Source organism: Desertivirga arenae (genome assembly GCF_017355785.1).
Classification (GTDB): domain Bacteria; phylum Bacteroidota; class Bacteroidia; order Sphingobacteriales; family Sphingobacteriaceae; genus Desertivirga; species Desertivirga arenae.
The window spans coordinates 392,840-416,506 of sequence record NZ_JAFEWE010000003.1 but is presented as its reverse complement, the minus strand read 5'-3'; the positions used below and the strand labels follow the sequence as shown (position 1 = coordinate 416,506).

General features: G+C 40.7%; 22 protein-coding genes. 10 read left to right on the top strand and 12 right to left on the bottom strand.

What is annotated here, in order from left to right; translation table 11 throughout:
* The first annotated feature begins 277 nt into the window (after positions 1-277).
* Positions 278-2,182: a rhamnogalacturonan lyase gene (locus J4N24_RS08850; protein WP_207533310.1), complete on the top strand. Its 1,905-nt coding sequence runs from the start codon at positions 278-280 to the stop codon at positions 2,180-2,182.
* Positions 2,183-2,609: 427 nt separating this feature from the next.
* On the opposite strand, the gene J4N24_RS08845 is transcribed toward J4N24_RS08850, so the two are convergent.
* A complete protein-coding gene (locus J4N24_RS08845) occupies positions 2,610-5,330 on the bottom strand; it encodes a carboxypeptidase-like regulatory domain-containing protein (protein ID WP_207533309.1) in 2,721 nt (906 codons plus the stop codon).
* Positions 5,331-5,668: 338 nt separating this feature from the next.
* Between J4N24_RS08845 and J4N24_RS08840 the strand changes: the two genes are divergently transcribed.
* The 3 genes from J4N24_RS08840 (at position 5,669) to J4N24_RS08830 (ending at position 7,613) form a co-directional block, all read left to right on the top strand.
* Positions 5,669-6,625: a hypothetical protein gene (locus J4N24_RS08840; RefSeq protein WP_207533308.1), complete on the top strand. Its 957-nt coding sequence runs from the start codon at positions 5,669-5,671 to the stop codon at positions 6,623-6,625.
* Between the two features lie 119 nt (positions 6,626-6,744).
* On the top strand, positions 6,745-6,933 hold the full coding sequence (locus tag J4N24_RS08835; RefSeq protein ID WP_207533307.1) for a hypothetical protein: 189 nt from the start codon (positions 6,745-6,747) through the stop codon (positions 6,931-6,933).
* Positions 6,933-7,613 carry a pseudouridine synthase gene (locus J4N24_RS08830; RefSeq protein ID WP_207533306.1) on the top strand — a complete coding sequence of 227 codons (681 nt, stop codon included), beginning with the start codon at positions 6,933-6,935 and terminating at the stop codon, positions 7,611-7,613. Before J4N24_RS08835 ends, J4N24_RS08830 begins: the two co-directional genes overlap by 1 nt.
* Positions 7,614-7,665: 52 nt before the next feature.
* On the opposite strand, the gene J4N24_RS08825 is transcribed toward J4N24_RS08830, so the two are convergent.
* A complete protein-coding gene (locus tag J4N24_RS08825; protein WP_207533305.1) occupies positions 7,666-7,962 on the bottom strand; it encodes a Dabb family protein in 297 nt (98 codons plus the stop codon).
* A 292-nt stretch (positions 7,963-8,254) separates the two neighbouring features.
* On the opposite strand from J4N24_RS08825, the gene J4N24_RS08820 reads away from it, so the two are divergent.
* The 4 genes from J4N24_RS08820 to J4N24_RS08805 all read left to right on the top strand — a co-directional run bounded on the left by J4N24_RS08820 (position 8,255) and on the right by J4N24_RS08805 (position 12,734).
* A complete protein-coding gene (locus J4N24_RS08820; protein WP_242691569.1) occupies positions 8,255-8,764 on the top strand; it encodes a YMGG-like glycine zipper-containing protein in 510 nt (169 codons plus the stop codon).
* A gap of 235 nt (positions 8,765-8,999) precedes the next feature.
* Positions 9,000-10,007, top strand: coding sequence for a phosphogluconate dehydrogenase (NAD(+)-dependent, decarboxylating) (gnd, locus tag J4N24_RS08815; protein ID WP_207533304.1), 1,008 nt, complete (start codon positions 9,000-9,002; stop codon positions 10,005-10,007).
* A gap of 142 nt (positions 10,008-10,149) precedes the next feature.
* On the top strand, positions 10,150-12,396 hold the full coding sequence (locus tag J4N24_RS08810) for a Tex family protein (RefSeq protein ID WP_207533303.1): 2,247 nt from the start codon (positions 10,150-10,152) through the stop codon (positions 12,394-12,396).
* Positions 12,397-12,473: 77 nt separating this feature from the next.
* Positions 12,474-12,734, top strand: a complete 261-nt coding sequence (locus J4N24_RS08805) for a hypothetical protein (protein WP_207533302.1) — start codon at positions 12,474-12,476, stop codon at positions 12,732-12,734.
* An 80-nt stretch (positions 12,735-12,814) separates the two neighbouring features.
* On the opposite strand, the gene J4N24_RS08800 is transcribed toward J4N24_RS08805, so the two are convergent.
* The 4 genes from J4N24_RS08800 to J4N24_RS08785 form a co-directional block, all read right to left on the bottom strand.
* On the bottom strand, positions 12,815-13,801 hold the full coding sequence (locus J4N24_RS08800) for a c-type cytochrome (RefSeq protein ID WP_207533301.1): 987 nt from the start codon (positions 13,799-13,801) through the stop codon (positions 12,815-12,817).
* Between the two features lie 72 nt (positions 13,802-13,873).
* Positions 13,874-14,746, bottom strand: a complete 873-nt coding sequence (locus J4N24_RS08795) for a nucleoside phosphorylase (RefSeq protein ID WP_207533300.1) — start codon at positions 14,744-14,746, stop codon at positions 13,874-13,876.
* Complete coding sequence (locus J4N24_RS08790) at positions 14,743-15,357, bottom strand: YigZ family protein (protein WP_207533299.1); 615 nt, start codon at positions 15,355-15,357, stop codon at positions 14,743-14,745. The genes J4N24_RS08795 and J4N24_RS08790 overlap by 4 nt, the downstream gene beginning before the upstream one ends.
* 35 nt (positions 15,358-15,392) lie before the next feature.
* On the bottom strand, positions 15,393-15,815 hold the full coding sequence (locus J4N24_RS08785) for an acyl-CoA thioesterase (RefSeq protein WP_207533298.1): 423 nt from the start codon (positions 15,813-15,815) through the stop codon (positions 15,393-15,395).
* Between the two features lie 142 nt (positions 15,816-15,957).
* Here J4N24_RS08785 and rpsO point away from each other — a divergent pair, with 142 nt between their 5' ends.
* Together rpsO and pnp are read left to right on the top strand one after the other, a co-directional pair.
* Positions 15,958-16,236, top strand: coding sequence for a 30S ribosomal protein S15 (gene rpsO / locus J4N24_RS08780; protein ID WP_207533297.1), 279 nt, complete (start codon positions 15,958-15,960; stop codon positions 16,234-16,236).
* 207 nt (positions 16,237-16,443) lie between these two features.
* Positions 16,444-18,624 (top strand): polyribonucleotide nucleotidyltransferase, encoded by a 2,181-nt coding sequence (gene pnp, locus J4N24_RS08775; protein WP_207533296.1) that lies wholly within the window; start codon positions 16,444-16,446, stop codon positions 18,622-18,624.
* Between the two features lie 62 nt (positions 18,625-18,686).
* Here pnp and moeB read toward each other — a convergent pair whose 3' ends face one another.
* Genes moeB through J4N24_RS08745 form a run of 6 tightly spaced genes read right to left on the bottom strand, consistent with a single transcriptional unit; the run spans position 18,687 to position 23,667 of the window.
* Positions 18,687-19,748 carry a HesA/MoeB/ThiF family protein gene (gene moeB / locus J4N24_RS08770; RefSeq protein ID WP_207533295.1) on the bottom strand — a complete coding sequence of 354 codons (1,062 nt, stop codon included), beginning with the start codon at positions 19,746-19,748 and terminating at the stop codon, positions 18,687-18,689.
* A gap of 44 nt (positions 19,749-19,792) precedes the next feature.
* Positions 19,793-20,905 (bottom strand): 2-iminoacetate synthase ThiH, encoded by a 1,113-nt coding sequence (gene thiH, locus J4N24_RS08765; protein WP_207533294.1) that lies wholly within the window; start codon positions 20,903-20,905, stop codon positions 19,793-19,795.
* The gene (locus tag J4N24_RS08760) at positions 20,898-21,662 is read right to left on the bottom strand and encodes a thiazole synthase (RefSeq protein ID WP_207533293.1); all 765 of its coding nucleotides are present in this window, start codon (positions 21,660-21,662) and stop codon (positions 20,898-20,900) included. Before J4N24_RS08760 ends, thiH begins: the two co-directional genes overlap by 8 nt.
* Before the next feature lie 43 nt (positions 21,663-21,705).
* The gene (locus tag J4N24_RS08755) at positions 21,706-22,344 is read right to left on the bottom strand and encodes a thiamine phosphate synthase (RefSeq protein ID WP_207533292.1); all 639 of its coding nucleotides are present in this window, start codon (positions 22,342-22,344) and stop codon (positions 21,706-21,708) included.
* Positions 22,341-23,078: a hydroxymethylpyrimidine/phosphomethylpyrimidine kinase gene (locus J4N24_RS08750; RefSeq protein WP_207533291.1), complete on the bottom strand. Its 738-nt coding sequence runs from the start codon at positions 23,076-23,078 to the stop codon at positions 22,341-22,343. The genes J4N24_RS08755 and J4N24_RS08750 overlap by 4 nt, the downstream gene beginning before the upstream one ends.
* Positions 23,068-23,667, bottom strand: coding sequence for a thiamine phosphate synthase (locus J4N24_RS08745; protein ID WP_207533290.1), 600 nt, complete (start codon positions 23,665-23,667; stop codon positions 23,068-23,070). Before J4N24_RS08745 ends, J4N24_RS08750 begins: the two co-directional genes overlap by 11 nt.

Below are 23,667 nucleotides of genomic sequence, written 5' to 3'. Positions count from 1 at the left end.
GGAAGTATATTAGCAGGAATACTTCATCCTGAACTTACCTAGCAACAACTTCAAAAAAGCCTGCTTAAACAAGTGGCTCAATTTTTTTCTTGCTTTTTTTAAAAATGTAATAAGTTGTTTACAGAGTTTTTTGTAACAACTGCATTACTCCAATTTAGATAATCATTCTATATCTCAGCCAGAGCAGCTTTAGAAGGCCCGTGGGTTAAATGGTCAGGATAGGGCAGGATGGAGTTAAGGTGATTTGATCTTTATTTTAACTCACCAATTAGAACTCATGAAATCCTTTTTTTCTTTTAAAGTATTACTGCTGAGTGTTCTCCCGGTAATTTTTGGGAAAGCTATAGCACAACGGCAGATGGAAAGCCTCGGTCGAGGAGTGGTTGCTCTTAAACAGGGTCGGGGAAATGTATATGTTGGGTGGAGATTACTGGCCACTGATCCTCCTGATATTAGCTTCAATGTCTATAGAAGCTTAAATAATGGAAGAGCCCAAAAACTCAATAACTCTCCTATTAGGGTAACAACAGATTATCTTGATAAAAGTGTCGACAGCACTAGAGCTGTAACCTACTTAGTAAAGGCTGTTTTAAAAGGAAAGGAAATTGAAACCAGTAAGGGCTTTACAATAAAAGCGGCAGGTCCAGTAAGCCCTTATCTCTCTGTACCCTTACAAACGCCCGACGGGTACCAGCCTAACGATGCTTCTGTAGCAGATTTGGACGGTGATGGTGAGTATGAGATTGTTTTACACCAGACCGGTCGTGGACACGATAACTCTCATGCCGGTTTAACAGATCCTCCTATTTTAGAGGCTTACAAGCTGGATGGCCGTTTACTCTGGAGGATAAATCTGGGTAAGAATATAAGGGAGGGAGCCCATTATACTCAATTTATGGTGTATGATCTTGATGGAGATGGGAGAGCTGAAATAGCCTGTAAAACTGCAGATGGAACAATTGATGGGAAGGGAGGTGTAATTGGGGATTCGACTAAAGATTACCGGAATGAACAGGGTTATATTTTGAAAGGACCAGAGTATCTTACTGTATTCGATGGCCTCACTGGAGCGGCGATAAATACAGTTGGCTATATACCGGCTAGACATCCCTCGAAATTGGAACCCAGTACGGAGGAAATGAAGGCGATCTGGGGTGATGGTAGAGGAAACCGTGGTGACAGATTCTTGGCAGCGATAGCCTATCTGGATGGAGTACATCCGAGCCTTGTAATGTGTCGTGGCTACTATACTCGAACTGTAGTGGCAGCCTGGGATTTCAGTTCGGGGAAATTAACGCAACGCTGGGTTTTTGATAGCGATGCGACGGAAGCGACCAGGATTTTCAGAGGGCAAGGAAATCATAATCTTACAGTTACTGACGTGGATGGGGATGGAAAAGATGAAATAATTTATGGTCAAATGACTTTGGATGATAATGGTAAAGGTTTGTACAGTACAGGAATAGGGCATGCGGATGCTTTGCATGTATCGGATCTTGATCCAAGCCGTCCAGGCCTTGAAGTTTTTGGTACTCAGGAACGTTTCGGCGATGCCGGGGCAAACTTCAGGGACGCTAAAACTGGAGAGATCATCTGGAAAATACCCTCAGTTGCTGCGGCTGAGGATGGTGAGGGGCCTGGAAGGGCACTTTCATTAGATGTCGATCCAAGGTATAAAGGATTCGAGTCGTGGGTAGCTGGAGCTGGAATCACAGGCATGTATGACACGAAAGGAAATAAAATAGCAGATGAAACTCCTCCTGCCAATTTCGGTATCTACTGGGACAGTGATCTTTTAAGCGAGATCCTGAATTCTACGACCATAAGCAAGTGGGATTATCAAAATCAAAAGAGTGAGGTCTTGCTAAATGCTTCGAAGTATAATTGTTTAAGTAATAATGGAACAAAAGCTACCCCTGTATTAAGTGGCGATATCCTTGGGGACTGGCGCGAGGAGGTGATCTATCGGACAGCAGATTCTAAAGAGCTAAGGATTTTCACAACTTCTATTCCTGCCCGTAATCGTTTTTATACCTTTATGCACGATCCGCAATATCGGTTAAGTATTGCCTGGCAGAATGTGGCTTATAACCAACCACCTCATACCAGCTTTTATATTGGACCTGGCATGGCTCCTCCTCCAAAACCAAAAATTGTTACTATCAAAGCAAGTCATCAGTAATATCTACTAAAGGAGCTCATTGGGGGGGCGCTTTTATAAAGCTGTCCCCTCAATCTTCTAAGCTCGTAAGCCTTTAAGGAAATAGAGATCAGAAAGGAGGGCGGTTATATAAGCAGAGGCCTGTGGCAGCAGGTACAAAACAAACCGTCCCAGGCTGGAATTGGGAGAATGATCTGAGTTTACCTACCACCAACAGGGTGTATCTGCTATATCTTTAGATTTTCCAGCTAAAGTCTTTTACTCTCATATCGATTTACGGTTCCACTTATTTCAAAATAATTTCACAGCGTGAAAAAAATAATTGGAAATGCGAAAAGAAGAAGGGGCTGTTGATAAAAGAGCTGGTGGTTCTAAACAAAAAAGGAGCCTATGGCTCCTTCATGTCAATTTGAAAATATAACTTCTTTTTAAGGTGTTTAAATACCAGTTATTTGACTGTGTAGCGGTAAACTGCCCTTCCAATTCTTCCGTCTTTATCTATTCCTTCCACGATAGCTTTGAATGTTCCTTTGTTATCAGAATTGAAAAATTCAAGATTAGCATTACCAGCCTTATCCGTAATTACAGCAGGGTTCCAATAAATAGTTGTTCTTAGGTCCATCTTACTAAGGCTTGAAGGACTCACACCATATTTGGGAATATAGAACTGCTTCACTTTTGCGTAGCCCTGAGGCTTATAAGTCAGCGTATTCCTGTCTGGAAACAGCTCTTTCAGCTGGGCGATTGACATAGAAGTTTTCTTAATTTCTTTCATGTTAACTACCACAACTCCGTTAGTTTGGGTTCTACGGTTTATGCCACTCACACCATCATTATAGAAAATTTCTACCGACTCAACTTCTGCCGGATTGATAGAATTAAGGAAGTTCACGTCTACAGGCATATCCCTTACGTATATTTGAACAGGCACTTGTCTCCCCGCATTGTAATCCCGGGTAATGTAAAATTCATTGTTCATAAATGTAAGTCCCATAGCTGAACCTTGTAAGCATTGCAGGAAGTTATTGCAACCCTTGAATCTATCTCCGGAAACCTGCGAGTTAGGCATCATACTTAAACCAGCAAGAGCTGAATAATCCATATGGCTTGTTTTTTTCTCGTAGGCTTTCGCCTTGATCACCACTTCCTGCAAAAGCCTGCCATCGAAGTGTTCTCTTTTGCTGTGCTGCAAGTAGGTGTTCAGAGCACTATCGATATTAAGTATCCCATCTGGTGCATTAATGTTTGCAGCGATAGATGGATAAGGTATGCCGTCCATAGTGATCACCATGCTCTTTGAATTCACATTATTCACCGCACTGATCGTAATCTTTGATGAGTCAGTGAAAGCTACATTGTCAAATCTGAATCTTCCCTCTGCTGTTGTTAAAGCACTGACTCCGAAACTTTTATCGGGGATGATAAGTCTTATGTTTCCTTTTGATACGGGCATTCCATTATTATATCTTAGAGTGCCGCTTAATGAGATCCCCTGCTCCGGAAGAAAGTTTACCTTTGGAATAGTATTGCTGATTACTTCTTTATAAGTGTACCCCCTGTATCCTTGCGTCAACAATAGCGCATCCAGGTCAGCCAGCTTATTTTCATCGATGTTGCTGAAGTAGTAATTAGGCTTCTCTATATATCCTCTAAGATCTGAACTTAGCAATAAACTACTATAGATAGTTGTTTCTGAGCTTTCATCTATGGGGACACGAGTTTCGTCTATGACCGATACTGAAAGATTTCCTTCCACCGGTTTACCATCGGCAGTAGTGTTGATCGTAGCATTTACTTTTTGTTTACCGGCGTAGACTTGCTTATCTGTTTTTATTTTTAGTGTGAGCTCGTCCTTATGGTACACAAAAGCCAGTCGCTCTGTCAATGGTTCTCCACCTGCAGACAAGATAGAAAGCTGAAGGATACCAGAAGCAAATTTACTTGTAGGGATTGCAACAGAGGTGACCTGGTTAATCAGTCGCAATTTCGCCGCGTACATTACAATGCCTGAATTCTGGCCAATTACATAGTAAGTTTTATTCTTGTTGGCATCAAGGAACTTACTAGTGGTGTATATTCTAAAATTAAGGGTGGTATCAAGTGTTGGAGTATGCTTGATTGTGATGCCAGAACTAACCACAGCAGGGAGAGGATATGAAGATCTGGATCCATCTGCATAGGTAATATTAGCAGTATAAGTTTTACCGGCTTCGGGGGTAATAATAAGGCTTCCCATGCCCAGGTGTTGTGAGTTAAACTCTGTTATGGAAGTTCCGGAATTGTCGGTCACATTGCCTTTAACCTCAATACCCAGACCTGTTGCTTTAATTGCTTTGAAGGCAACTCTGCTCGGAATGCCTTCTAAAAGCTGTCCTCCTTCGGGCAAGAACTGTATATCGTTCTTAGGGTAAGCGGGATTCAGCTTGAAAGTGCTACTTATTTGCCGGGCATTATTAATTTCAATGGAGGTCACTAATGAGCCCTCACGTAGGGATCCCTTTTTGTATTCAGGTATAGAAATAGTGGCAAAGCCATTGGCATCGGTCTCAACTCTTCCTTTGCTTACCGTTTCATAACCTAAATTGACTTTCCAATTTACTTTCTTATTTGCATAAGGTTTACCATCCTCATTGCGGAAGATAATACGTGCATTTGCTTTTCCTCCTTTTTCGGTCCCTTCAGAAAAACTGATATTGGTAGCAAGCTGCTTTTGGATCGCATCGCCAACCACTATACTTTTATGGAAAAAATAGTCGTCTTTGAAGTTGAACATCCATGATGTATAAGCCCTTATCCTATAATTACCTTGTTTATAATTAGGTGGAGATAATATGATACTACCTGAAGCAACACTGTTATTTACAGCAAGCTTTAAACTATTGGCAACAGAATCCGTTTCGGTAAGAAAATCAACATTCACAACTTTGCTTAATGTTGAGGGAACGTGCTGGTCCATTGTTAAATAAGCTTTAAACCAAATCGTATCACCTATTGCATAATAGGGCTTATCGAAATGCATATAGATTTTTTCGACAGGTCTTTCGGCCGAAATCTTCACTTTCTTATCAATAATACTGTTTAGATCGATGCTATCACTTTGTGCATAAGAAACGATGGACGCAGAAATAAGCAGAAGGGTGGAAAAAACTTTAGTATATTTGTATAGCATGAGCAAGGTTAAATGAGGATAAAGATATTGATTAGAATTTTTATCCAGATCATGAACGTGAGATTCTTAACAAAATTTCACATTTACAGGATAAAGGGGTAATCAATTAATCAATAATTATTTAACTAGAAGAAAAACTTCTTCAAAAATTGTGTGTTGTAACATCAGAGGTCTGAGACCTTATTAGAGGCCTGAGTCCAGCATCTTATAACAGGAACAACGAGGGGGAGTGGAATCAGTTCAGGCTTTCAAGTTTAGAAAGATTAGGGGTATTTTTTCCAGGCTTGCTTTTTTAGTATTCAAGGATTATTCATATAACTGTAAAGTCGCGCTTTCCTATGGAATTATTTACTTTAATTCATGTGTCACGCAATGAACAAAGTATACATAACAACTTTGTAACCAGCCTGAAGTCACAAATCTTACTTTATCTGTCTTGCGCCCGGCAACTGGCTGAAGGCCTGAAAAACCAAGGTGTAAACTTACATGTGATCACCAACGAGGAGGAGTATTTGCGAAACCTGATGCCCGATTATCCTTTTCCCATTATCCAATTGCAATTCAAGTCTGTTGTACCTTCAGGGGTCAAATTTTTCTCAGCCCACTTTAAGTTGGAGGTGATTACTTATCTGGCATCTCTGGATAACGAGTACGTTGGCCTGATCGATTCAGATGTAGTTTGTGTTAACGATATCCCTTATAGTCTGAGAACGGCTATTGATAAGAGAATACCATTATATTATGATATCACAAGTCAGGTAGGACCTGCCTACGGGCTGAAGAACATTATAGAAAACAAAGAAAAGCTTCTGTTGGAAAGATCTTTAGGCTTATGGGCGGGAGGGGAATTTATTGCTGGGCCACCTTCATTCTTTAAAAAACTGGATGCTGAGATTGCATCTATAAGAGAAGCTTATTTTGCAAACATACAGGGTTTTCATCATCAGGGAGATGAGATGATCACGTCGATTGCTATTGAGAAATTGAAAAGGACGGAATCAATTTTGGATGCCGGCGCTTTAATGATCATTGGCCGCTTTTGGAGCGTTAAACCCAAACATTATCAAAATTCTATAAATGCCTATCACAATCATTTCCTCCTGCATCTTCCTTCAGACAAGCGTTTTCTGGTGAACAACAGAACAAACAGCAATGGCGCATTTTTTAGAGAGTATAAAAGGTACTTGATTAGAAAGCGGGTGTTCAGATCTATATTTAGTAGCATGTTCCCACTTATAAAGTATGCTATCATGAAATTAAGCGGTCCATCCGAAAAGAAATTAGCCTTGAAGTAGGTATAGGGGCTGTAGTAAAATGCCACAACTTGTTGTGTTGTTATGCTGAATCTACTTTACGATTTCCCACTTCAGGCTGTTAAAATTTAACTAATTTTGACCAGGAAAATATTCAATATATGGCAAAAGCAAAAGGAAGAGCTCAGATAGTAATCACATCTATCAAACAAAAGATCAAAGCGAAAAGAGACGATATTCAAAAATTAGAGGAAGAAGTTAAAACTCTCGAAAGTCAGCTTCAGATCCTGGAGGAACGTCCTGATTTTCTTGCAACGATATTGGAGGCTCTTCCTGAAAGTAGCGAATAATGTTGGAAGTTGTATTCCAGGACGAGTATCTCGTGGCTATAAATAAACCGCACGGGCTTCTCGTTCATCGTTCTCCTATTGCAAGAGATGTCGAAGAGTTTGCTTTACAACTGTTGAGGGACCAGATAGGGAAGTGGGTAAACCCGGTGCATAGGATAGATAGAAAGACGGGAGGAGTTTTACTTTTTGCCTTAAGTAAGGAAGCTGAAAGCCTTATGCAAAAGCAGTTTGCCGAAAACAAAGTGGAGAAGAAGTACCTGGCAATTGTTCGCGGGTTTACGGCCGATCAGGAAGAGATCGATTATCCTCTAAAGAAAGAGAATGGGACGCTTCAGGATGCGTTCACTTCTTATATTACCCTTAAAAGAGCTGAGATAGATATTCCGTTTGGAAAACATCCTTCGTCAAGGTATTCATTAGTAGAAGCCAGTCCGCGCACAGGACGAATGCACCAGTTACGTAAACATTTCAGCCATGTGTTTCACCCTATAATTGGCGACAGGACTCATGGTTGCAATAAACAAAACAAGTTTTTTAAAGAAACCTGGGATATGACAACTATGTTGTTACATGCTTCGTCTCAGGCATTTGACCATCCAATCACTTCGGAAAGAGTAAATATAAAGGCTCCACTTCATCCCGAATTCGTTAGTGCCATGAAGCTGATGGGATGGAACTAAGAAGAGACTGGAAAAAGGAATAAAATATCCTTTCCAGTCCCTTATTTCTTATCTATTGAGCATCATAAATTACTACGCGCTCAAATAGTACCCTGAACTCGTCAAGGAAAGCCTTATGAATAGGGTGAACCTGATATACATCATGGCCCGCCAGATCTTCAAATACGATAACTAAAGAGAATGTATAAGTAGTATCAACAACAGGTCTTTCAATAGGGGCAGGTGTTCCGATATAAATAGATTTAATCGTTTCTACCTTTGATAATGACTCTAATCCTGCACGGAACGCAGTTTTCTGTTCTTCTGTAATATCTGATTTAAGCCAGAATAAAACGTGGTGGGTTAACATAAGTTCTAATTTTAAAGACCGCAAATATAAGTTATCAGAGTTTCGCTCCCTGCCTTGATCATAAGAAATATCTCATGTTCTTATGCATAATATTAATGTTAGCCATTAACTGATTTATTAATTCCGCAAATTATTGGCTCAAATTAAAAAAACCGTTAAACCCCCAGGGGATATATAAGTCTTAATTAAGAAAGCATTAAGAAATAGAAAATTTGGCATTATTTTTTCTAGTAATTGTAATCCAGCCTTAAGAGGTTGAAATTTTTGAAAACACACAAAACACAATACACTTATGAGAAGATTAGCAGTAGCTCTTGCATTCGCTACAACGGTATTTGCAGCATGCAGTAACAACACGAACACGACGGCCGACGCAAATAGAAAGGCTGATTCGATTAAGGCTTTAGAGTATACTATAAAAGCTATGCGTGATAGTCTTAAAATTGACAGTTTACAAAAAGTAACCGCTCAGCAAGCACAAGTGGCAACACAACAAGCTCAGCTAGCGTCTATAGCAGCAGACAGAGCTGAACGTAGCAGCCGTCGTACATCATCATATTCTGCTCCGAGACGTACATATGTTAAGGGTGTTTCTGAATCTTACTATTCAACAACCCCTCAGAAAAAAGGATGGAGTGCAGCAGCTAAAGGTGCAGCAATTGGGGCAGGTGCCGGAGCTCTGACAGGTGTTATCGTTGATAAAAAAGATGCCAGAGGTGGTATTATTGGCGGTCTTGTTGGCGCTGGCGCAGGTTATGTGATCGGTAGATCACAAGATAGAAAATCTGGAAGAGTACAATAAATAATTTTTATTTGTTTTCCTCTAAGGGTCGTTTGCTTTGCAGGCGACCCTTTTTTTGTGTAAATCCATCTGCTTCTTTATTAGTCACAAAGAGCCTCTAATCAGCCTTCATCCTCTTTTTGTGAGTTCAGCTTACGGCCGTTTTATTTCCTCATCTTTTATCACTGGAAAGTATGAAATCAACATAAGCTAAACCATTTTCCTTTTTCGCAATTTCTATTGCAAACGTACATCTATGAGTAAAACTACTTTTGGCATCATCGGATTAGGAAAAATGGGCGGTAATCTTGCCCTTCAGGCGATAGAAAAAGGTTATAATGTTATAGGTTTTGATAAAAATCCCGGTAAAGATCTTTTGGAGCGAGAGGGTTTAATGATCAGCAATTCTCTGGAGGACTTCGTTGGACAACTTCCCGCCCCACGGATAGTTTTCATCTATATACCTGCTGGTGAGGTGGTAGATATGCTCCTGGATCAACTATCAGGAGTTGTTGAAGAAGGAGATATCTTAATAGACGGGGGGAATTCTTATTGGGGGGATTCAATTAAGAGACATAAACACTTGAAAGAAAAAGGAATTCATTTTATTGATTGCGGAACAAGTGGAGGAATGGATGGAGCAAGGCATGGAGCATGTTTTATGATCGGGGGAGAGCAGGAAGCTGCAAAAGTCGTAACGCCGATACTTAAGGACCTCTCGGTTGAAGGAGGTTTTGTGTACGCTGGTGGGCCAGGCTCGGGCCATTACGTGAAATTAGTACATAATGGAATTGAGTTTGGAATGCTTCAGGCCATTGGCGAAGGCATGCAATTGCTCAATCATTATAAAGATGAATTAAATGTGCTGGAAATCCTGGAGACCTGGAACCACGGTTCAGTAATCCGGTCCTGGTTGATCGAACTGATGGCGGTAGTTTTAAAGAGGGAAGGTGGATATGATACCATTCCAGCGTACATAGAGGATACAGGAGAAGTTAATTGGCTTGTAAATGATGCTATGAGAATGGAGGTACCTGTGCCTGTAATAGCTCAGTCTGTCATGCAGCTTTTTGCTTCGAGGGACAAGGAACCGTTGTGGTCAAAAGCTATTGCTATGATGCGAAACGGTTTCGGGGGACATCCTTTTGGACCGCATGAGGGGATCCGGCACGAGCGGCAATATGGCAAGTTAGAAAATGCCCGATCGGCAGACCTATATTTGAAGAGTGTTGGAGATAATAAACAAACCGATAACTTGGGATAGACAGGTTCTGATCTTGTATACCCCCTCTTTCAGGGTCGCATAATAACGCTTTCCAGATGTGAATAACAAAGAGAAAACTGATTTTGATTTCTCACTTTATAGCCTCAACTTCGCAATCTTTTAGAAAACAGACGAGAAGGACATGATCTCACATTTCAAAAAAATTGCTGAAGAGTTTTCAATTGCAGAAAAACAGGTAAGCACAACTGTTGAGTTACTTGATGAAGGTGCAACAGTTCCCTTTATCTCCCGTTACCGTAAAGAATTGACTGGAAGTTTAGATGAGGTACAGGTAGCTGGGATCCGCGACAGGATAGAACAATTACGTGAGTTGGATAAACGCCGTGAGGCTATATTGAAATCCCTTACCGAGCTGGGCAAACTTACACCGGACCTGGAACAACAGGTTAAGGATGCTGAAACAATGACTGCACTGGAAGATATCTATCTTCCTTATCGTCCTAAGCGTAAAACGCGTGCAACGGCAGCGAGAGAAAAAGGTCTGCAACCTCTGGCCGACCTGGTTTTGGAACAGAACAAAATTGACCTGCAGGCAGAAGCTGCTAAGTTTATTGATGCTGAAAAAGGTGTTAACTCAGAAGAAGAGGCATTGGCGGGAGCCCGTGATATCATTGCTGAATTCATCACTGAAAATGCAGAATGCCGCGGTACTATTCGTGAATTGTTCCTGGAGAAAGGAAAGTTTGAGTCAAAAGTGATTGAAGGGAAAGAAGAAGAAGGTATTAAATATAAAGACTATTTCGAATGGTCTGAACCCATTAAAACTGCTCCTTCTCACCGGATCCTTGCGATGCGCAGGGCTGAAAAGGAATTAATTTTATCCCTTGATGTTTGCCCTCCCGAAGACGAGGCAAAAGCTATTATTGACAGGCTTTTTGTTAAAGGGAATAATGCATCGGCGGATCAGGTCCGTTTAGCTATTGCTGATGCTTATAAGCGTCTGTTAAAACCTTCCATTGAAACTGAAGTGCGTCTGCTTACAAAAAGAAAAGCAGATGACGAGGCGATTAAAGTATTTGCTGAAAACGCAAGGCAGTTATTGCTAGCGGCACCAATGGGACAGAAACGTGTAATGGCAATCGATCCGGGTTTTAGAACCGGTTGTAAAGTTGTTTGTCTTGATGAGCAGGGACAGCTTTTGGAGAACACAAATATTTACCCTCATAATGGTGCGGGAGGCGTTGCCGAAGCGGCTAAAACCTTAACACATCTGGTTGATAAATATCGTGTAGAAGCAATTGCTATAGGGAATGGTACAGCTGGTCGGGAAACAGAAACCTTTGTAAGGGGATTGAATCTAAATGGAGTTATGGTGGTTATGGTGAACGAAAGCGGAGCTTCCATTTATTCTGCTTCAGATGTTGCCCGGGAAGAATTTCCTGATAAAGATATTACTGTAAGAGGTGCTGTGTCTATTGGGCGCCGCCTCATGGATCCGCTTGCCGAATTAGTGAAGATCGACCCTAAATCTATCGGAGTGGGTCAATATCAGCACGATGTGGATCAAAATAAATTGCAAACATCCTTGGATGATACAGTAATAAGCGCGGTAAATGCTGTTGGCGTCGAGCTAAACACAGCATCGAAGCAGATCTTGTCTTACATCTCCGGATTGGGACCTCAACTTGCTCAGAACATTGTAGAATATCGAAATAAGAACGGAGCATTTCGTAGTCGCCACGACCTTAAGAAAGTTACCCGGTTAGGCGAAAAAGCTTTCGAACAGGCCGCCGGGTTTTTAAGGATACGCAATGCTCAGCATCCTTTGGATTCGAGTGCAGTCCACCCAGAGCGCTACGCTCTTGTTGAGCAAATGGCTAAGGACCTTAATTGCAGGGTTGAGGATCTTATTAAAGATGAAAGCTTAAGGAAGAGGATCCAGTTGCAGAAATATGTGAGTGAAACTGTAGGTTTGCCAACACTTACAGATATTGTTCAGGAGCTCGCGAAGCCCGGACGTGATCCACGGGAGCAGTTTGAGGCTTTCTCCTTTACAGAGGGGGTGAATGAAGTCTCGGATTTGAGAGTTGGAATGAAGCTTCCGGGTATCGTTACCAATATTACTAATTTCGGTGTATTTGTCGATATCGGTGTGCATCAGGATGGTCTTGTTCATTTAAGTCAGCTTGCCAACCGTTTCGTGAAAGATGCAAACGAGGTAGTTAAGGTCCATCAAAAAGTTGAAGTGACCGTTACAGAGGTTGATGTTAACAGAAAGAGGATCTCATTGTCAATGAAAAAGGACGAAGAGCAGGGGGCTCAGAGGCAGAGACAAGGCGATCGCCGAAATCAACAGCAGAAAGGAAAAGCTGCCCCTGAAACAGATATGGCAAGTAAATTAGCAGCTCTTAAGAGTAAGTTCTCCTGATTAAGAAATGGTTAAATAATTGTGTAGTTTTTTCCTGGATTGCTGAACAAAATTGTTTCGGTTTATGTTATTGAACTATGATCAGCCAGACAGTTAATACGCAAGCATCAGAGAGAAATTCATTTAATATCTATGTTGACCTGTTTGATAAGGGCGATTTTTACGAAATGAACGTTACTCGCCAGTTAGACAGTTACCGGGTAGATTTAGATAACATGTATCTTGGAACTTTATCCAGGTCTCCTGATAATAAATGGGAAGTAATAAGCGGAACAATACCTTCTGCTCTCCTTCCTGATATTACCAGAAATATAATGAGGAGATTTGAGATAAACTAAGATCGAGCGCATAAAGAAAGCCACTAATAAAACATTAGTGGCTTTCTTTATGCAGTATAAATTGAAATAATTTGTAAATTTTATTGATTAGCAGCTACGAGTGGCGCAAATTTAGTAACCTGGTTCTTTACGGGTTTCAGGGTTTTCAAATAAGCAAAAATTGCCTCCAGATCCGTGGTCTTCATCCCAGCATACATATTCCAGGGCATAATCGTTTGAAATTCTCCCTGTTTAACTTTTGGTAATTCATGGCTTTTCTCAAATGCCTTAAATCTCGCAATAAAAGCTTCCTTAGTCCATTTACCGATCCCAGACTCGACGTCAGGAGTTATATTTGCTGATGATATAGTGGCACCTGGAATTTTGAAGGGTCTTCCTCCTGCGAAGTCCATACCTTCTATAAACTTTCCTTTTTCTTCCTGAGTATGACAGTCTCTGCAGGCCGCAGAATTAACAAGATAAGCGCCATAAGCCAGCTGATCTGATACTGCAGGTACAGGTTGAGAAGCTGTCTTAACCGGCATAGTATTAACCAGGAAATTAAGTGGAAAATCAAGCTTCCTCTCATTTGGTTTACTTACTTTGGAAGGCAGGGTACGTATATAGGCAATTATCGAATAAATATCCTCTTTATCCATTTTGCTGTATGAAGTATAAGGCATTATCGGGAAGATGGCGGAACCATCCTTCTTCACTCCACAGGTAATGGCCCGGAAGAGTTCGCCATCTGTCCAGTTTTTCAAATTGAACGGAGTGATGTTGGGAACCTCTACCTCTCCTGGGAAGCCTACGTTATCGTCAAACTTTTCTCCTCCAATGCCTATTCCGGTTGAATCAAGAGGGCCTGCCAGCTTAGACCAATCACGTGTAGAATGACAGTCTATACAAACGGTTACATTATTCGCGAGATATTTGCCGCGGGCAATTCTCTGTGGTGTAAGTTCTACTTTTAACTCAGGTGCTTTACCAACATTCGGTAATCCAAATTTTACGTAACTTAATAACCCTCCAACAACAATAACTAATGCTATGACAGCATAAATGATAATTTTACCAGCTTTCTTCATCTCTATGAATTAATTGTGATTTATCTTTTGCAAGATAGACATTCAAAGAATACGAAGGCTTTACAATTATCGCTACAGTTTAATAATGTTTTTTAAAGCGAAAGTTATAGAGGCCATGATTACTTTTTGCGGTTTGGTGCTGAAACTGCCCTTTTTCCTGTTAGCCAGGATAGCATTAACAGATAAGGCTTTATGGCCGAGAACCTTTGCCAGAGCATAAATTCCGGCTGTTTCCATTTCAAAGTTCGTAATCCTCTTATCTTCAAAATTAAATTTTTGTAGTCTTTCCAAAAGAAAGGGAACCGCTTGCTTAGCCCTTAACGCTCTACCCTGAGGGGCATAAAATCCGGGAGCAGTTATGGTTATTCCTTTCGCTGCACCATCTCCAACATTAGTTAAAAGACCGAGGTCGGGTTCTACAGCATACGGAGAGAGACCTTTAATATCACTAAGGTGTTTTTCAATAGCATTTTCCAAACGCTGTTCCTGAGTGGAATACTCTCTTGAATAATAGGGCATAAGCGCATCGAGTCCTATCGCGAACTCTGAAACAAGAATAGTATCTACCGGGATATCATCCTGTAGAGTTCCAGATGTACCTATCCTTACTATTTCAAGACTTTTCTTTTTGGGTTTATCCTTTCTTGTCTTAAGGTCAATATTAACCAAAGCGTCCAATTCGTTAATGACGATATCTATATTGTCTGTTCCTATTCCTGTAGAAATAACAGAAAGCCTTTTTTTGCCTATATAACCAGTATGAGTAATGAATTCCCGTTTGCCTTTTTGTAATTCCAGCTTGTCAAAAAATGCGGAAACTTCCGATACCCTGTCAGGGTCTCCGACAGTGATTATTGTATCTGCAATGTCTTCCGGTAATAAGTTTAAATGATAAACGCTTCCATCTGGATTTAAAATTAAATCCGCATCAGAGTACTGGCTCATACAGTTTGTAAGTAAGTGTAATTTAAGTGGTCTATTTTGTCTAATTTGAGGAGAGCGTCGTTTAATTTAGATTTTGGTATTTCGATTTCTAAGATACAATTAATCTCATAATCCTGTTTCAGGATTGCAATATTGCTGTCTTTTAAAATTCGCATTACTTCGTTCATCTGCAAATATTCGAAATTCAGTTGGTAAATGTCGTTTACAGTTTTTTCGATGATCTCTGCGCTTTGGATCGCTTCTGCTGTAGCCGTTTTGTAGGCATTTATTAATCCTGGAACTCCAAGTAAGGTTCCTCCGAAATATCTGACAACAACTACAAAAATGTTTGTAAGATCATGAGATAACAAAACGTTAAGTATGGGCCGACCGGCAGTTCCTGAAGGCTCGCCGTCGTCATTAATACGGAATATGCTACGGTCAGGACTTAATCTTAGTGCCCAGCAATGATGACGGGCTTTGGGATGTTCTGCTTTCAGCTGAGCCAGTAAAGCTTTACTTTCAGTTTCAGTTTTAATAGGATAACAATAGGCAATAAATTTACTCCCCTTATCTCTGAAAATTCCCTCACTGGTAGTTTTTATTGTTTTGTATCTATCATCGAAAAGCATATGCAATGATAGGGCTTAGGTTTTAAAAAATGCTTCTAAATAGAATACTTGTCTATCATCTCCCGCGTAATTTTCATTCCTCTACCGGTTTTAATATCGATAAGCACGTAATCAAACCAACCATCACTACAGATCTTTCCTGTTTTTGCACTGACAATTTCAAAGGAGACTTTGCTGCTTCTTTCATTCATACTTACAATACCCGTGGTTACCTTGAAGCTTTCGCCCAGGGTTAAAGGCCGTTTGAATTCAATGTGAGCAGTTTTAACCACCCAGCCATAACCCAACTCCATAAACTGTTCCATTGACATTCCGTAGCAGGTTTCCATTTGTTCATATCTTGCTGCAAGTACATAATCGAAGTATTTGCTGTTATGAACGTGATTGAACATATCTATATCATCTGGTCTTACCTTAAGTTCGCTGGTGAATCTGCTAAATGTTTTTTCGGGGTCCATTAAATGCTTGCCTTGATGTTGGTTGCAAAGTTACTTATTAAATGTTTTATAAACTGGTATGCAATAATTTGGTTTTAGCGGAATAAATTCTATCTTTGCGCCTCAATTAACAAAATTTTTAAGCTTTAATATTATTTTAGTAATGTATTTAAGTAAAGAGTACAAGGCAGATATTTTTGCCAAACATGGTAAAAGCGCTACAGATACAGGTTCTACAGAAGGACAGGTAGCTTTATTTACATCTCGTATTGCTCATTTAACAGGGCATTTGAAGAAAAACAAGAAGGATTTCTCTACTCAGTTAGCTCTTCAAAAACTAGTTGGTAAACGTCGTGCATTATTAGCATATCTTTATAAAAAGGATATCAATAGATACCGTGCTATTATCAAAGCATTAGAATTAAGAGATATCATCAAATAATTCAAAAGCTTTAATCAAAAAAGCCGCTCCTGTAAGGGAGCGGCTTTTTTGTTTTTATATCCTGCAAAATCCCCAGGGAAGTGCTGTTAAAAATTAAATTCATTCTTTCTTGGGGATGGCTTTTTTTATTTTAAATTAGCCCGGAAAATTTAGTACAAATTTCGGCATGCTATTTAAAGAGGAAAAGCATGCAACAATGAACAAAAAATGAGTTATAACGCAATTAAAAAGAGTTTCGACATAGGCGATGGGCGTATTGTCGAAATCGAAACAGGTAAGTTAGCTAAACAGGCTGACGGATCTGTAGTGGTAAAACAGGGTGACACGATGTTACTCGCAACAATTGTTTCTTCTAAAGAAGCAAAAGAGGGAATTGATTTCCTACCCCTTTCTGTAGACTACCAGGAAAAGTATGCAGCTACCGGACGTATCCCAGGTGGATTCCTTCGCCGCGAAGCTCGCTTATCAGATTATGAGGTTTTAATTTCACGTTTGGTTGACAGGGCGCTTCGTCCGCTTTTCCCAGATGATTATCACGCAGATACGCAAGTATTGATCTCTCTGATCTCTGCGGATAAAAATATCATGCCTGATTCATTAGCAGGTCTTGCTGCTTCAGCAGCTATCGCAGTTTCTGATATTCCATTCAATGGTCCGATTTCAGAGGTTCGTGTAGCTAAGATCGATGGCAAGCTGGTGATCAACCCTTACCGTGATGAATTAGAAAAAGCAAGTCTTGAATTTATCGTTGCGGGTTCTGAGAACGATATTGTGATGGTAGAAGGGGAGTGTCACGAAATTTCAGAAGATGAAATGGTAGAGGCAATCGAATTTGCTCATCAGGCAATTAAAATTCAGGTTCAGGCTCAGAAAGAACTTTCTGCTGAAGTTGGGAAAGTTAAACGTGAGTATTCTCATGAGCAGAGCAATCCAGAACTAAGAGAGAAGATCTTTGCTGATACTTATCAAAGAGTTTATGATATTGCTAAATCAGGATCAGCTAAACACGAGCGTTCTGATAAATTTAAGGAAATAGAAACCGAGGTACTTGCCGCTTTAGGTGAAGAGGCCGATGATACAACAAAGTTCCTTGCAAAGAAATATTTCCACGATGTTCAGTACGACGCTGTTCGTAATCTGATCCTTGAAGAAGGAATTCGTTTGGATGGCCGTGACGTACGTACTGTTCGTCCTATCTGGAGTGAAGTTGGATATCTTCCTGCTGCACATGGTTCTGCAGTATTCACTCGTGGTGAAACGCAATCCCTAACCACGGTAACTTTAGGAACTAAACTGGATGAGCAAATGATTGATGGAGCTTTCATCAATGGATATGAAAAGTTCATCTTACATTATAACTTCCCTGCGTTTTCAACAGGTGAGGTTCGTCCTAACCGCGGTCCTGGTCGTCGTGAAGTTGGTCACGGTAACCTTGCTCAGCGTTCTTTAAAACAAGTACTACCTTCCGAAGAGGAGAATCCTTACACTTTGCGTATCGTTTCTGATATCCTTGAATCAAATGGTTCGTCTTCTATGGCCACTGTTTGTGCAGGTACCTTAGCTTTAATGGATGCTGGTGTTAAGATCAAAGCTCCTGTATCCGGTATAGCAATGGGATTGATCACTGACGAGAAAACTGGTAAATACGCAGTTCTTTCTGATATCTTAGGTGATGAAGACCACTTAGGTGATATGGACTTTAAGGTGACTGGTACCGAGAATGGTATCGTTGGGTGCCAGATGGACTTAAAGATCAACGGTCTTCGTTGGGAAGTACTTCGTGCTGCCTTAGAGCAGGCTAAAGAAGGACGTCTTCATATCCTGAATGAGATGAAGAAAACGCTTGCAGAGCCTGCAGCTGAACTGAAATCTCATGCTCCACGTATCGAAGTGATCAAGATCGATAAAGAATTTATCGGTGCTGTTATCGGCCCAGGTGGTAAGATCATTCAGGAAATGCAGCGTGAAACTGGCGCTACCATTACCATCGAAGAAAAAGATAACCAGGGTATCGTTAGTATCTTCGCTCCAAATGGCGAAGCTATCAGCAAAGCAAGAGCTCGTATCCGTGCTATTGTTGCTAAGCCAGAAGTAGGAGAGATCTACGAAGGAAAGGTAAAATCAATCATGCCATTTGGTGCATTCGTTGAAATTCTTCCGGGTAAAGACGGTCTCCTTCACATTTCTGAAATTGATTGGAAACGTTATGAGACTATGGAAGGTATTTTCAAAGTTGGTGACGAGGTTAGAGTTAAATTACTTGACGTTGATAAACAAGGTAAATTGAAATTATCCCGTAAAGCGCTTCTTCCTCGTCCTCCGAAACCAGAGGGTAAAGAAAAGGCTCCTGCTGAAAATAATACACCTTCAGCACCTGATGCTGAATAGGAATAGGAAAAGCCCCGATAAGGGGCTTTTTTATTAAATAACGTATGGAGTCGTAAATTAATCTACACCCAGTAAGACTCTCCCTTAAAGCCAGCTGCCTTAACAAGATCAAAAGCTTGCTTACTTCTTCTTCCTGTATTGCAATAGAATACGACTGTCCTGTCTGCCTCCAGGGTAGAGATTTCATCCAATACCTCAGAAAGAGGAATGTTTATCCCTCCTAAGTTATTTGCTTCAAATTCGTTAGGCTCTCTAACATCAACCAGGAGTATTGATTGCTCTTCTTTTTCCAAAAGAACTTCCAGTTGTTCTTTACTTAATTGAAATTCAATTTGCGGAAACTTATCCCGCTCTGCATCATACGTGGATTTTGTGGAAGCCTGAGATATAGGCGCAACTCGTGTTACTTTAAATGAATGAAATGTATTCTCCAGGACATTCACCACCAGAAGTCTTCCCGATAAGGTTTCTCCAATCCCCAGAATTAATTTCAATGCTTCGTTTGCCATATAGGTCCCTATAATTCCTGGGAGCACTCCTAGAACTCCATTCAGGGCACAATTAGGGGCTTCTCCCGGTTCAGGAAACACGCAGCGATAGGTAGGGCCATTCTGGTAGTTGAATACCGAGAGCTGCCCTTCAAACCCAAAGATTGAACCGAAAACTAAAGGCTTTGCTAATCCAACACATATATCATTTACCAGGTAACGGGTTTCGAAGTTATCAGAGCCATCTAATATGATATCGAATGCTCCAATCGTTGCTGTTGCATTGTTGGGATCGAGGCGAACAGGAAAGGTTAAAAACCTAACTTCCGGATTCAATACTTTCAACTTTTCGGCCGCACATTCTGCTTTATTCCTGCCCGTATCAATAGTAGAGTAGAGGATCTGGCGATGAAGGTTACTTATATCTACCTTATCATCGTCGATAATACCTATGGTACCTACTCCGGCGGCCACCAAGTATTGTAAGATAGGGCAGGCTAGTCCCCCGGCTCCAATAACCAGAACCTTCGCTGACTTCAATCTCTGCTGACCCTCAATTCCTATTTCCGATAAGATGAGCTGACGGTTATAGCGCTTAAGCTCGTCAGTGCTTAAGCGTGTGTGATTAATAGCCATATTCAAAGATAAACACTTCTTAAAACCCTTTTATACATTCACTGTCAATAAAGAATGCGATCCCAGTCTTTCCAAACGGGTTCATAACCTTGTTCCCTGATCACTTTTGCAATATGTTCGGGACTTCTTTCATCTGATATCTCGAATTGTTCCAGTGATCCAGGTTCCACAACATATCCTCCAGGGTTGGTTTTGGAACCAGCACTAATAGAAGTGATTCCCAGTTTTATAACATTATTTCGGAATTTCTCAGATTCTCTGGTTGATAAGGAAATTTCTACCTCTTCGTCAAATATCCTGTAGGCACAAATTAGCTGCACCAACTCGCGGTCACTCATTTCAACCTTGGGTTCAAGTCCTCCTGAAAAGGGCCTTAAACGGGGGAAGGATAAACTATACTTGGTTTTCCAATAAGTTTTCTCCAAATAGCTGAGATGAAGGGCGGTGAAAAAGGAGTCTGTTCGCCAATCCTCCAGGCCTATCAATACTCCTAATCCCATTTTATGAATTCCAGCACGCCCTAAGCGATCTGGTGTTTCTATCCGGTACTGGAAGTTTGATTTCTTTCCCTTAGGATGATGCTTCCGGTAATCGTCTTTATGGTACGTTTCCTGGTAGATGAGAACGGTATTCAGTCCATAAGGAATCAACTCTGTGTAATCCTCTTCATCCAGCGGTTGAACTTCCATGGATACATGAGAGAAATGCGGTTTCAGCAGTTCGAGGGCTTTCTTAAAATAGTTAACGTGTACCGTTTGATTTGCTTCACCTGTTACTAAAAGTACATGATCGTAACCCATTTCTTTTATAGCAGCAGCTTCCTGCATAATTTCCATTGGTGTGAGCGTTCTCCGCTTCACTTTATTGTCCAAACTGAAACCACAGTAGGTGCAAATGTTATTACACTCGTTAGAAAGATAAAGCGGAATATACATTTGAATTATCTTACCAAAGCGCTTTTGGGTGATCTGCTGGCTTAAATGTGCCATCGGCTCAAGGTAAGCAGCAGCAGCAGGGGATACAAGGGCCATAAAATCCTCTACTGTTCTTTTGGAGACATTAAGGGCCCGTTCTACATCCTCACTTGTTTTGCTGTAGATCCTGGCTTTCACTTCATCCCAGTGGTATTGCTCAAAAATTTCTATGAAGTTATTCATCTAAAAATGCAGTTAATGGACTACTTGCAATGGCATGGCTTACCGGTTTTGCGAGCCTTGCTTCATATGCAATTCTCCCTGCCTCACATGCCAGCTTAAAGGCATGGGCCATTTGAACAGGATTATCAGAAACAGCAATGGCCGTATTTACGAGCACAGCATCCGCTCCAAGCTCGAAGGCTTTCGCAGCATCTGAAGGTGCCCCAATACCAGCATCGACCACTACCGGTACTTTACTTTGCTCTATAATAATTTCCAGGAAGTCTATTGTTTTTAGACCTTTATTGCTACCTATTGGAGAGCCTAGAGGCATAACAGCCGAGGCTCCAACCTCCTCTAAACGTTTACATAAAACCGGATCAGCATGAATGTAAGGGAGTACTATAAAGCCTTGCTTTGCCAGCTCTTCAGTAGCCTGTAAAGTCTCAATAGGATCGGGCATTAAGTACTTTGGATCTGGATGGATCTCCAGTTTTACCCAATTCGTTTCAAGCGCTTCACGAGCCAGTTGGGCTGCGAACACAGCTTCCTTTGCTGTTCTTACCCCGGATGTATTGGGTAGAAGATTAATATGCGGATGCTTCAGGTGAATAAGGATATCATCCTTGCGATTATTGATATCCACCCTTTTCAAAGCGACGGTTACCAGCTCGCTTCCCGATGCGAGTAATGCTTCTTCCATCAGATCGGATGAGCTGAATTTTCCTGTTCCTGTAAACAGTCGGGAAGAGAATGTTTTGTCTGCTATCTTTAACATATTGTGAAGCTAATTTAATTATCTTAGTGAGTAGGGGAGAGGCTCAGAGTTGATGACTTAAAGTTAATTTTGAGTAAAGCTCTTCAACTACTTTTCTTTGGTCCTTAGCAAGTGTAATAGCCCCTGAAATAGCCACTCCGAATACCCCGGTATCCATGATAGAACTTACGTCTTCCAACTCAATTCCACCAATGGCAATGACGGGGATACTGATATTAGACTCCTGAATTTTTGTTAGAATTTTTCTATACCCTTCGATGCCTAAAATAGGACTTAATTTATCTTTAGTTTTTGTGAATCTGAACGGACCTAAACCGACATAATCTGCGCCTTCAGAAACTCTAAGAAGAACATCTTCAAACGTATTTGCTGTTCCTCCGATAATCACTTCTGGTCCCACTATTTCCCTCGCCTTTGCCACTGGCATATCTAATAAACCAAGGTGAACACCGTCAGCTTTAACCGCTTTAGCGACGTCAGGAAAGTCGTTTATAATTAACTTTGCATTATAACGATCACAAAGTTTTTTTGCCTCTATTGCGTAGCTTTTTACAATATCTTCCGGTTGGTTTTTAACACGGAGTTGGATCCATTCACATCCTCCTTCCAATGCATTTGTTATTGCGTCCAGATGGCTTATTTCGTCTTGTTGTTGCGATATATAATGTAGTCTGTTTATCATAAATTATGGTAACCTAATAAAGTTGGATTACTGTTTAAAAAAGTCTCTGTGTAGGTCTTTGCAAGCCTGCATGATTCGAGTAGGGAAAAGCCCTTCGCTAACCGGGCGGTAATTGCAGATGATAATACACAGCCTGACCCGTGTTTTTGATGGATTCCTTTTACCCCTGATGGTATTTCCTGGGGCAAGTGGTCCTCGTATAATACATCTATCCCCAGCAGCTCTGGATTGTGGCCTCCTTTTAACAAAACACTCGCAAATTTTACCAAATCATCTCCAAGAACTTTATTTAGATTTTGTAACTCGTTGTAATTGGGCGTTATAAGGAATATTTTGTGAAGTATATCTTTAAATAAATTACGATCCCAATGTTCATGAAAGCTAAATCCTGCGGACGCTTTTAAAACTGGGTCCCAGACGATTTTTACCTTTAAACTAGCTTTTTTTATATAAACAATTACTTCGTTAAGATTTTCTAAGTCCTTGACAAGTCCTACTTTAACTGTCGATATTGCGAATTTGTTAAAAAGAGGTTCTAATTGCCTGATCACACCTTCTGCGTCCAGCCAATCAATGCTTAAAAACTCACTGTCATTTTGGCAAGTCAAAGCTGAACATGCCCCAAACCCAACAACTTTGTGTTGTTCAAAAGTTTTGATGTCAGCCAGGAGTCCTGCTCCTGCACTAGGGTCAAGCCCTGCTATACTGAGTGCAATGGGACGCTCATTCTGCATTTCTTCTTAATTTAATGAAGCTCTTGACAGCAAGTTCCGGCCTTCTCCAAATGTATCCTAGTACAGCCGCTCCATCGAAATTCATGTCTTTTAATTGACTGATATTTGATTCATCAATACCTCCTAATCCTATTATACTGGTTCTCTTCCATTCGTCTGCTAACTTAAAATCCGACTTAGCAAATCCCTCATAATTAGTTTTAGAAATGCTATCGAAAACCGGACTTAGAAATGCATATTCAAATTGATTTGGTAAGATTTTTAAGTCTTCAACTGAATGTAAAGAAGTGCTGAATTTGTAGTCGCTGTTGGAAATCGATTCAACTAGATTTTCGCCTAAACTAATCCGGAATCCTTCTTTCATATGTAGTCGTTCAATACCGAAAGATGAAGCTAAATGATGATGGCTATGCAGTGATATTTTCCTCCTGAAATTTGAAGAAATTCCATTTATAAAAGATGAAATTTCTTCTTCTGATGCTGCCGGTTTTCGCAAGTGATAGTATTCCAATCCCTCTTCGAAAAGCTGGTTCACAATATCGCTTTCATCCTTGAGAAAGAGCTCGCTACTCACCACCATCAACTGCAT

Bases quoted from the DNA above. Each gene is read 5' to 3' on its own strand.
- J4N24_RS08850 (WP_207533310.1), top strand. From the start codon at position 278: ATGAAATCCTTTTTTTCTTTTAAAGTATTACTGCTGAGTGTTCTCCCG.
- J4N24_RS08845 (WP_207533309.1), bottom strand. From the start codon at position 5,330: ATGCTATACAAATATACTAAAGTTTTTTCCACCCTTCTGCTTATTTCT.
- J4N24_RS08840 (WP_207533308.1), top strand. From the start codon at position 5,669: ATGGAATTATTTACTTTAATTCATGTGTCACGCAATGAACAAAGTATA.
- J4N24_RS08835 (WP_207533307.1), top strand. From the start codon at position 6,745: ATGGCAAAAGCAAAAGGAAGAGCTCAGATAGTAATCACATCTATCAAA.
- J4N24_RS08830 (WP_207533306.1), top strand. From the start codon at position 6,933: ATGTTGGAAGTTGTATTCCAGGACGAGTATCTCGTGGCTATAAATAAA.
- J4N24_RS08825 (WP_207533305.1), bottom strand. From the start codon at position 7,962: ATGTTAACCCACCACGTTTTATTCTGGCTTAAATCAGATATTACAGAA.
- J4N24_RS08820 (WP_242691569.1), top strand. From the start codon at position 8,255: ATGAGAAGATTAGCAGTAGCTCTTGCATTCGCTACAACGGTATTTGCA.
- gnd (WP_207533304.1), top strand. From the start codon at position 9,000: ATGAGTAAAACTACTTTTGGCATCATCGGATTAGGAAAAATGGGCGGT.
- J4N24_RS08810 (WP_207533303.1), top strand. From the start codon at position 10,150: ATGATCTCACATTTCAAAAAAATTGCTGAAGAGTTTTCAATTGCAGAA.
- J4N24_RS08805 (WP_207533302.1), top strand. From the start codon at position 12,474: ATGATCAGCCAGACAGTTAATACGCAAGCATCAGAGAGAAATTCATTT.
- J4N24_RS08800 (WP_207533301.1), bottom strand. From the start codon at position 13,801: ATGAAGAAAGCTGGTAAAATTATCATTTATGCTGTCATAGCATTAGTT.
- J4N24_RS08795 (WP_207533300.1), bottom strand. From the start codon at position 14,746: ATGAGCCAGTACTCTGATGCGGATTTAATTTTAAATCCAGATGGAAGC.
- J4N24_RS08790 (WP_207533299.1), bottom strand. From the start codon at position 15,357: ATGCTTTTCGATGATAGATACAAAACAATAAAAACTACCAGTGAGGGA.
- J4N24_RS08785 (WP_207533298.1), bottom strand. From the start codon at position 15,815: ATGGACCCCGAAAAAACATTTAGCAGATTCACCAGCGAACTTAAGGTA.
- rpsO (WP_207533297.1), top strand. From the start codon at position 15,958: ATGTATTTAAGTAAAGAGTACAAGGCAGATATTTTTGCCAAACATGGT.
- pnp (WP_207533296.1), top strand. From the start codon at position 16,444: ATGAGTTATAACGCAATTAAAAAGAGTTTCGACATAGGCGATGGGCGT.
- moeB (WP_207533295.1), bottom strand. From the start codon at position 19,748: ATGGCTATTAATCACACACGCTTAAGCACTGACGAGCTTAAGCGCTAT.
- thiH (WP_207533294.1), bottom strand. From the start codon at position 20,905: ATGAATAACTTCATAGAAATTTTTGAGCAATACCACTGGGATGAAGTG.
- J4N24_RS08760 (WP_207533293.1), bottom strand. From the start codon at position 21,662: ATGTTAAAGATAGCAGACAAAACATTCTCTTCCCGACTGTTTACAGGA.
- J4N24_RS08755 (WP_207533292.1), bottom strand. From the start codon at position 22,344: ATGATAAACAGACTACATTATATATCGCAACAACAAGACGAAATAAGC.
- J4N24_RS08750 (WP_207533291.1), bottom strand. From the start codon at position 23,078: ATGCAGAATGAGCGTCCCATTGCACTCAGTATAGCAGGGCTTGACCCT.
- J4N24_RS08745 (WP_207533290.1), bottom strand. From the start codon at position 23,667: ATGCAGTTGATGGTGGTGAGTAGCGAGCTCTTTCTCAAGGATGAAAGC.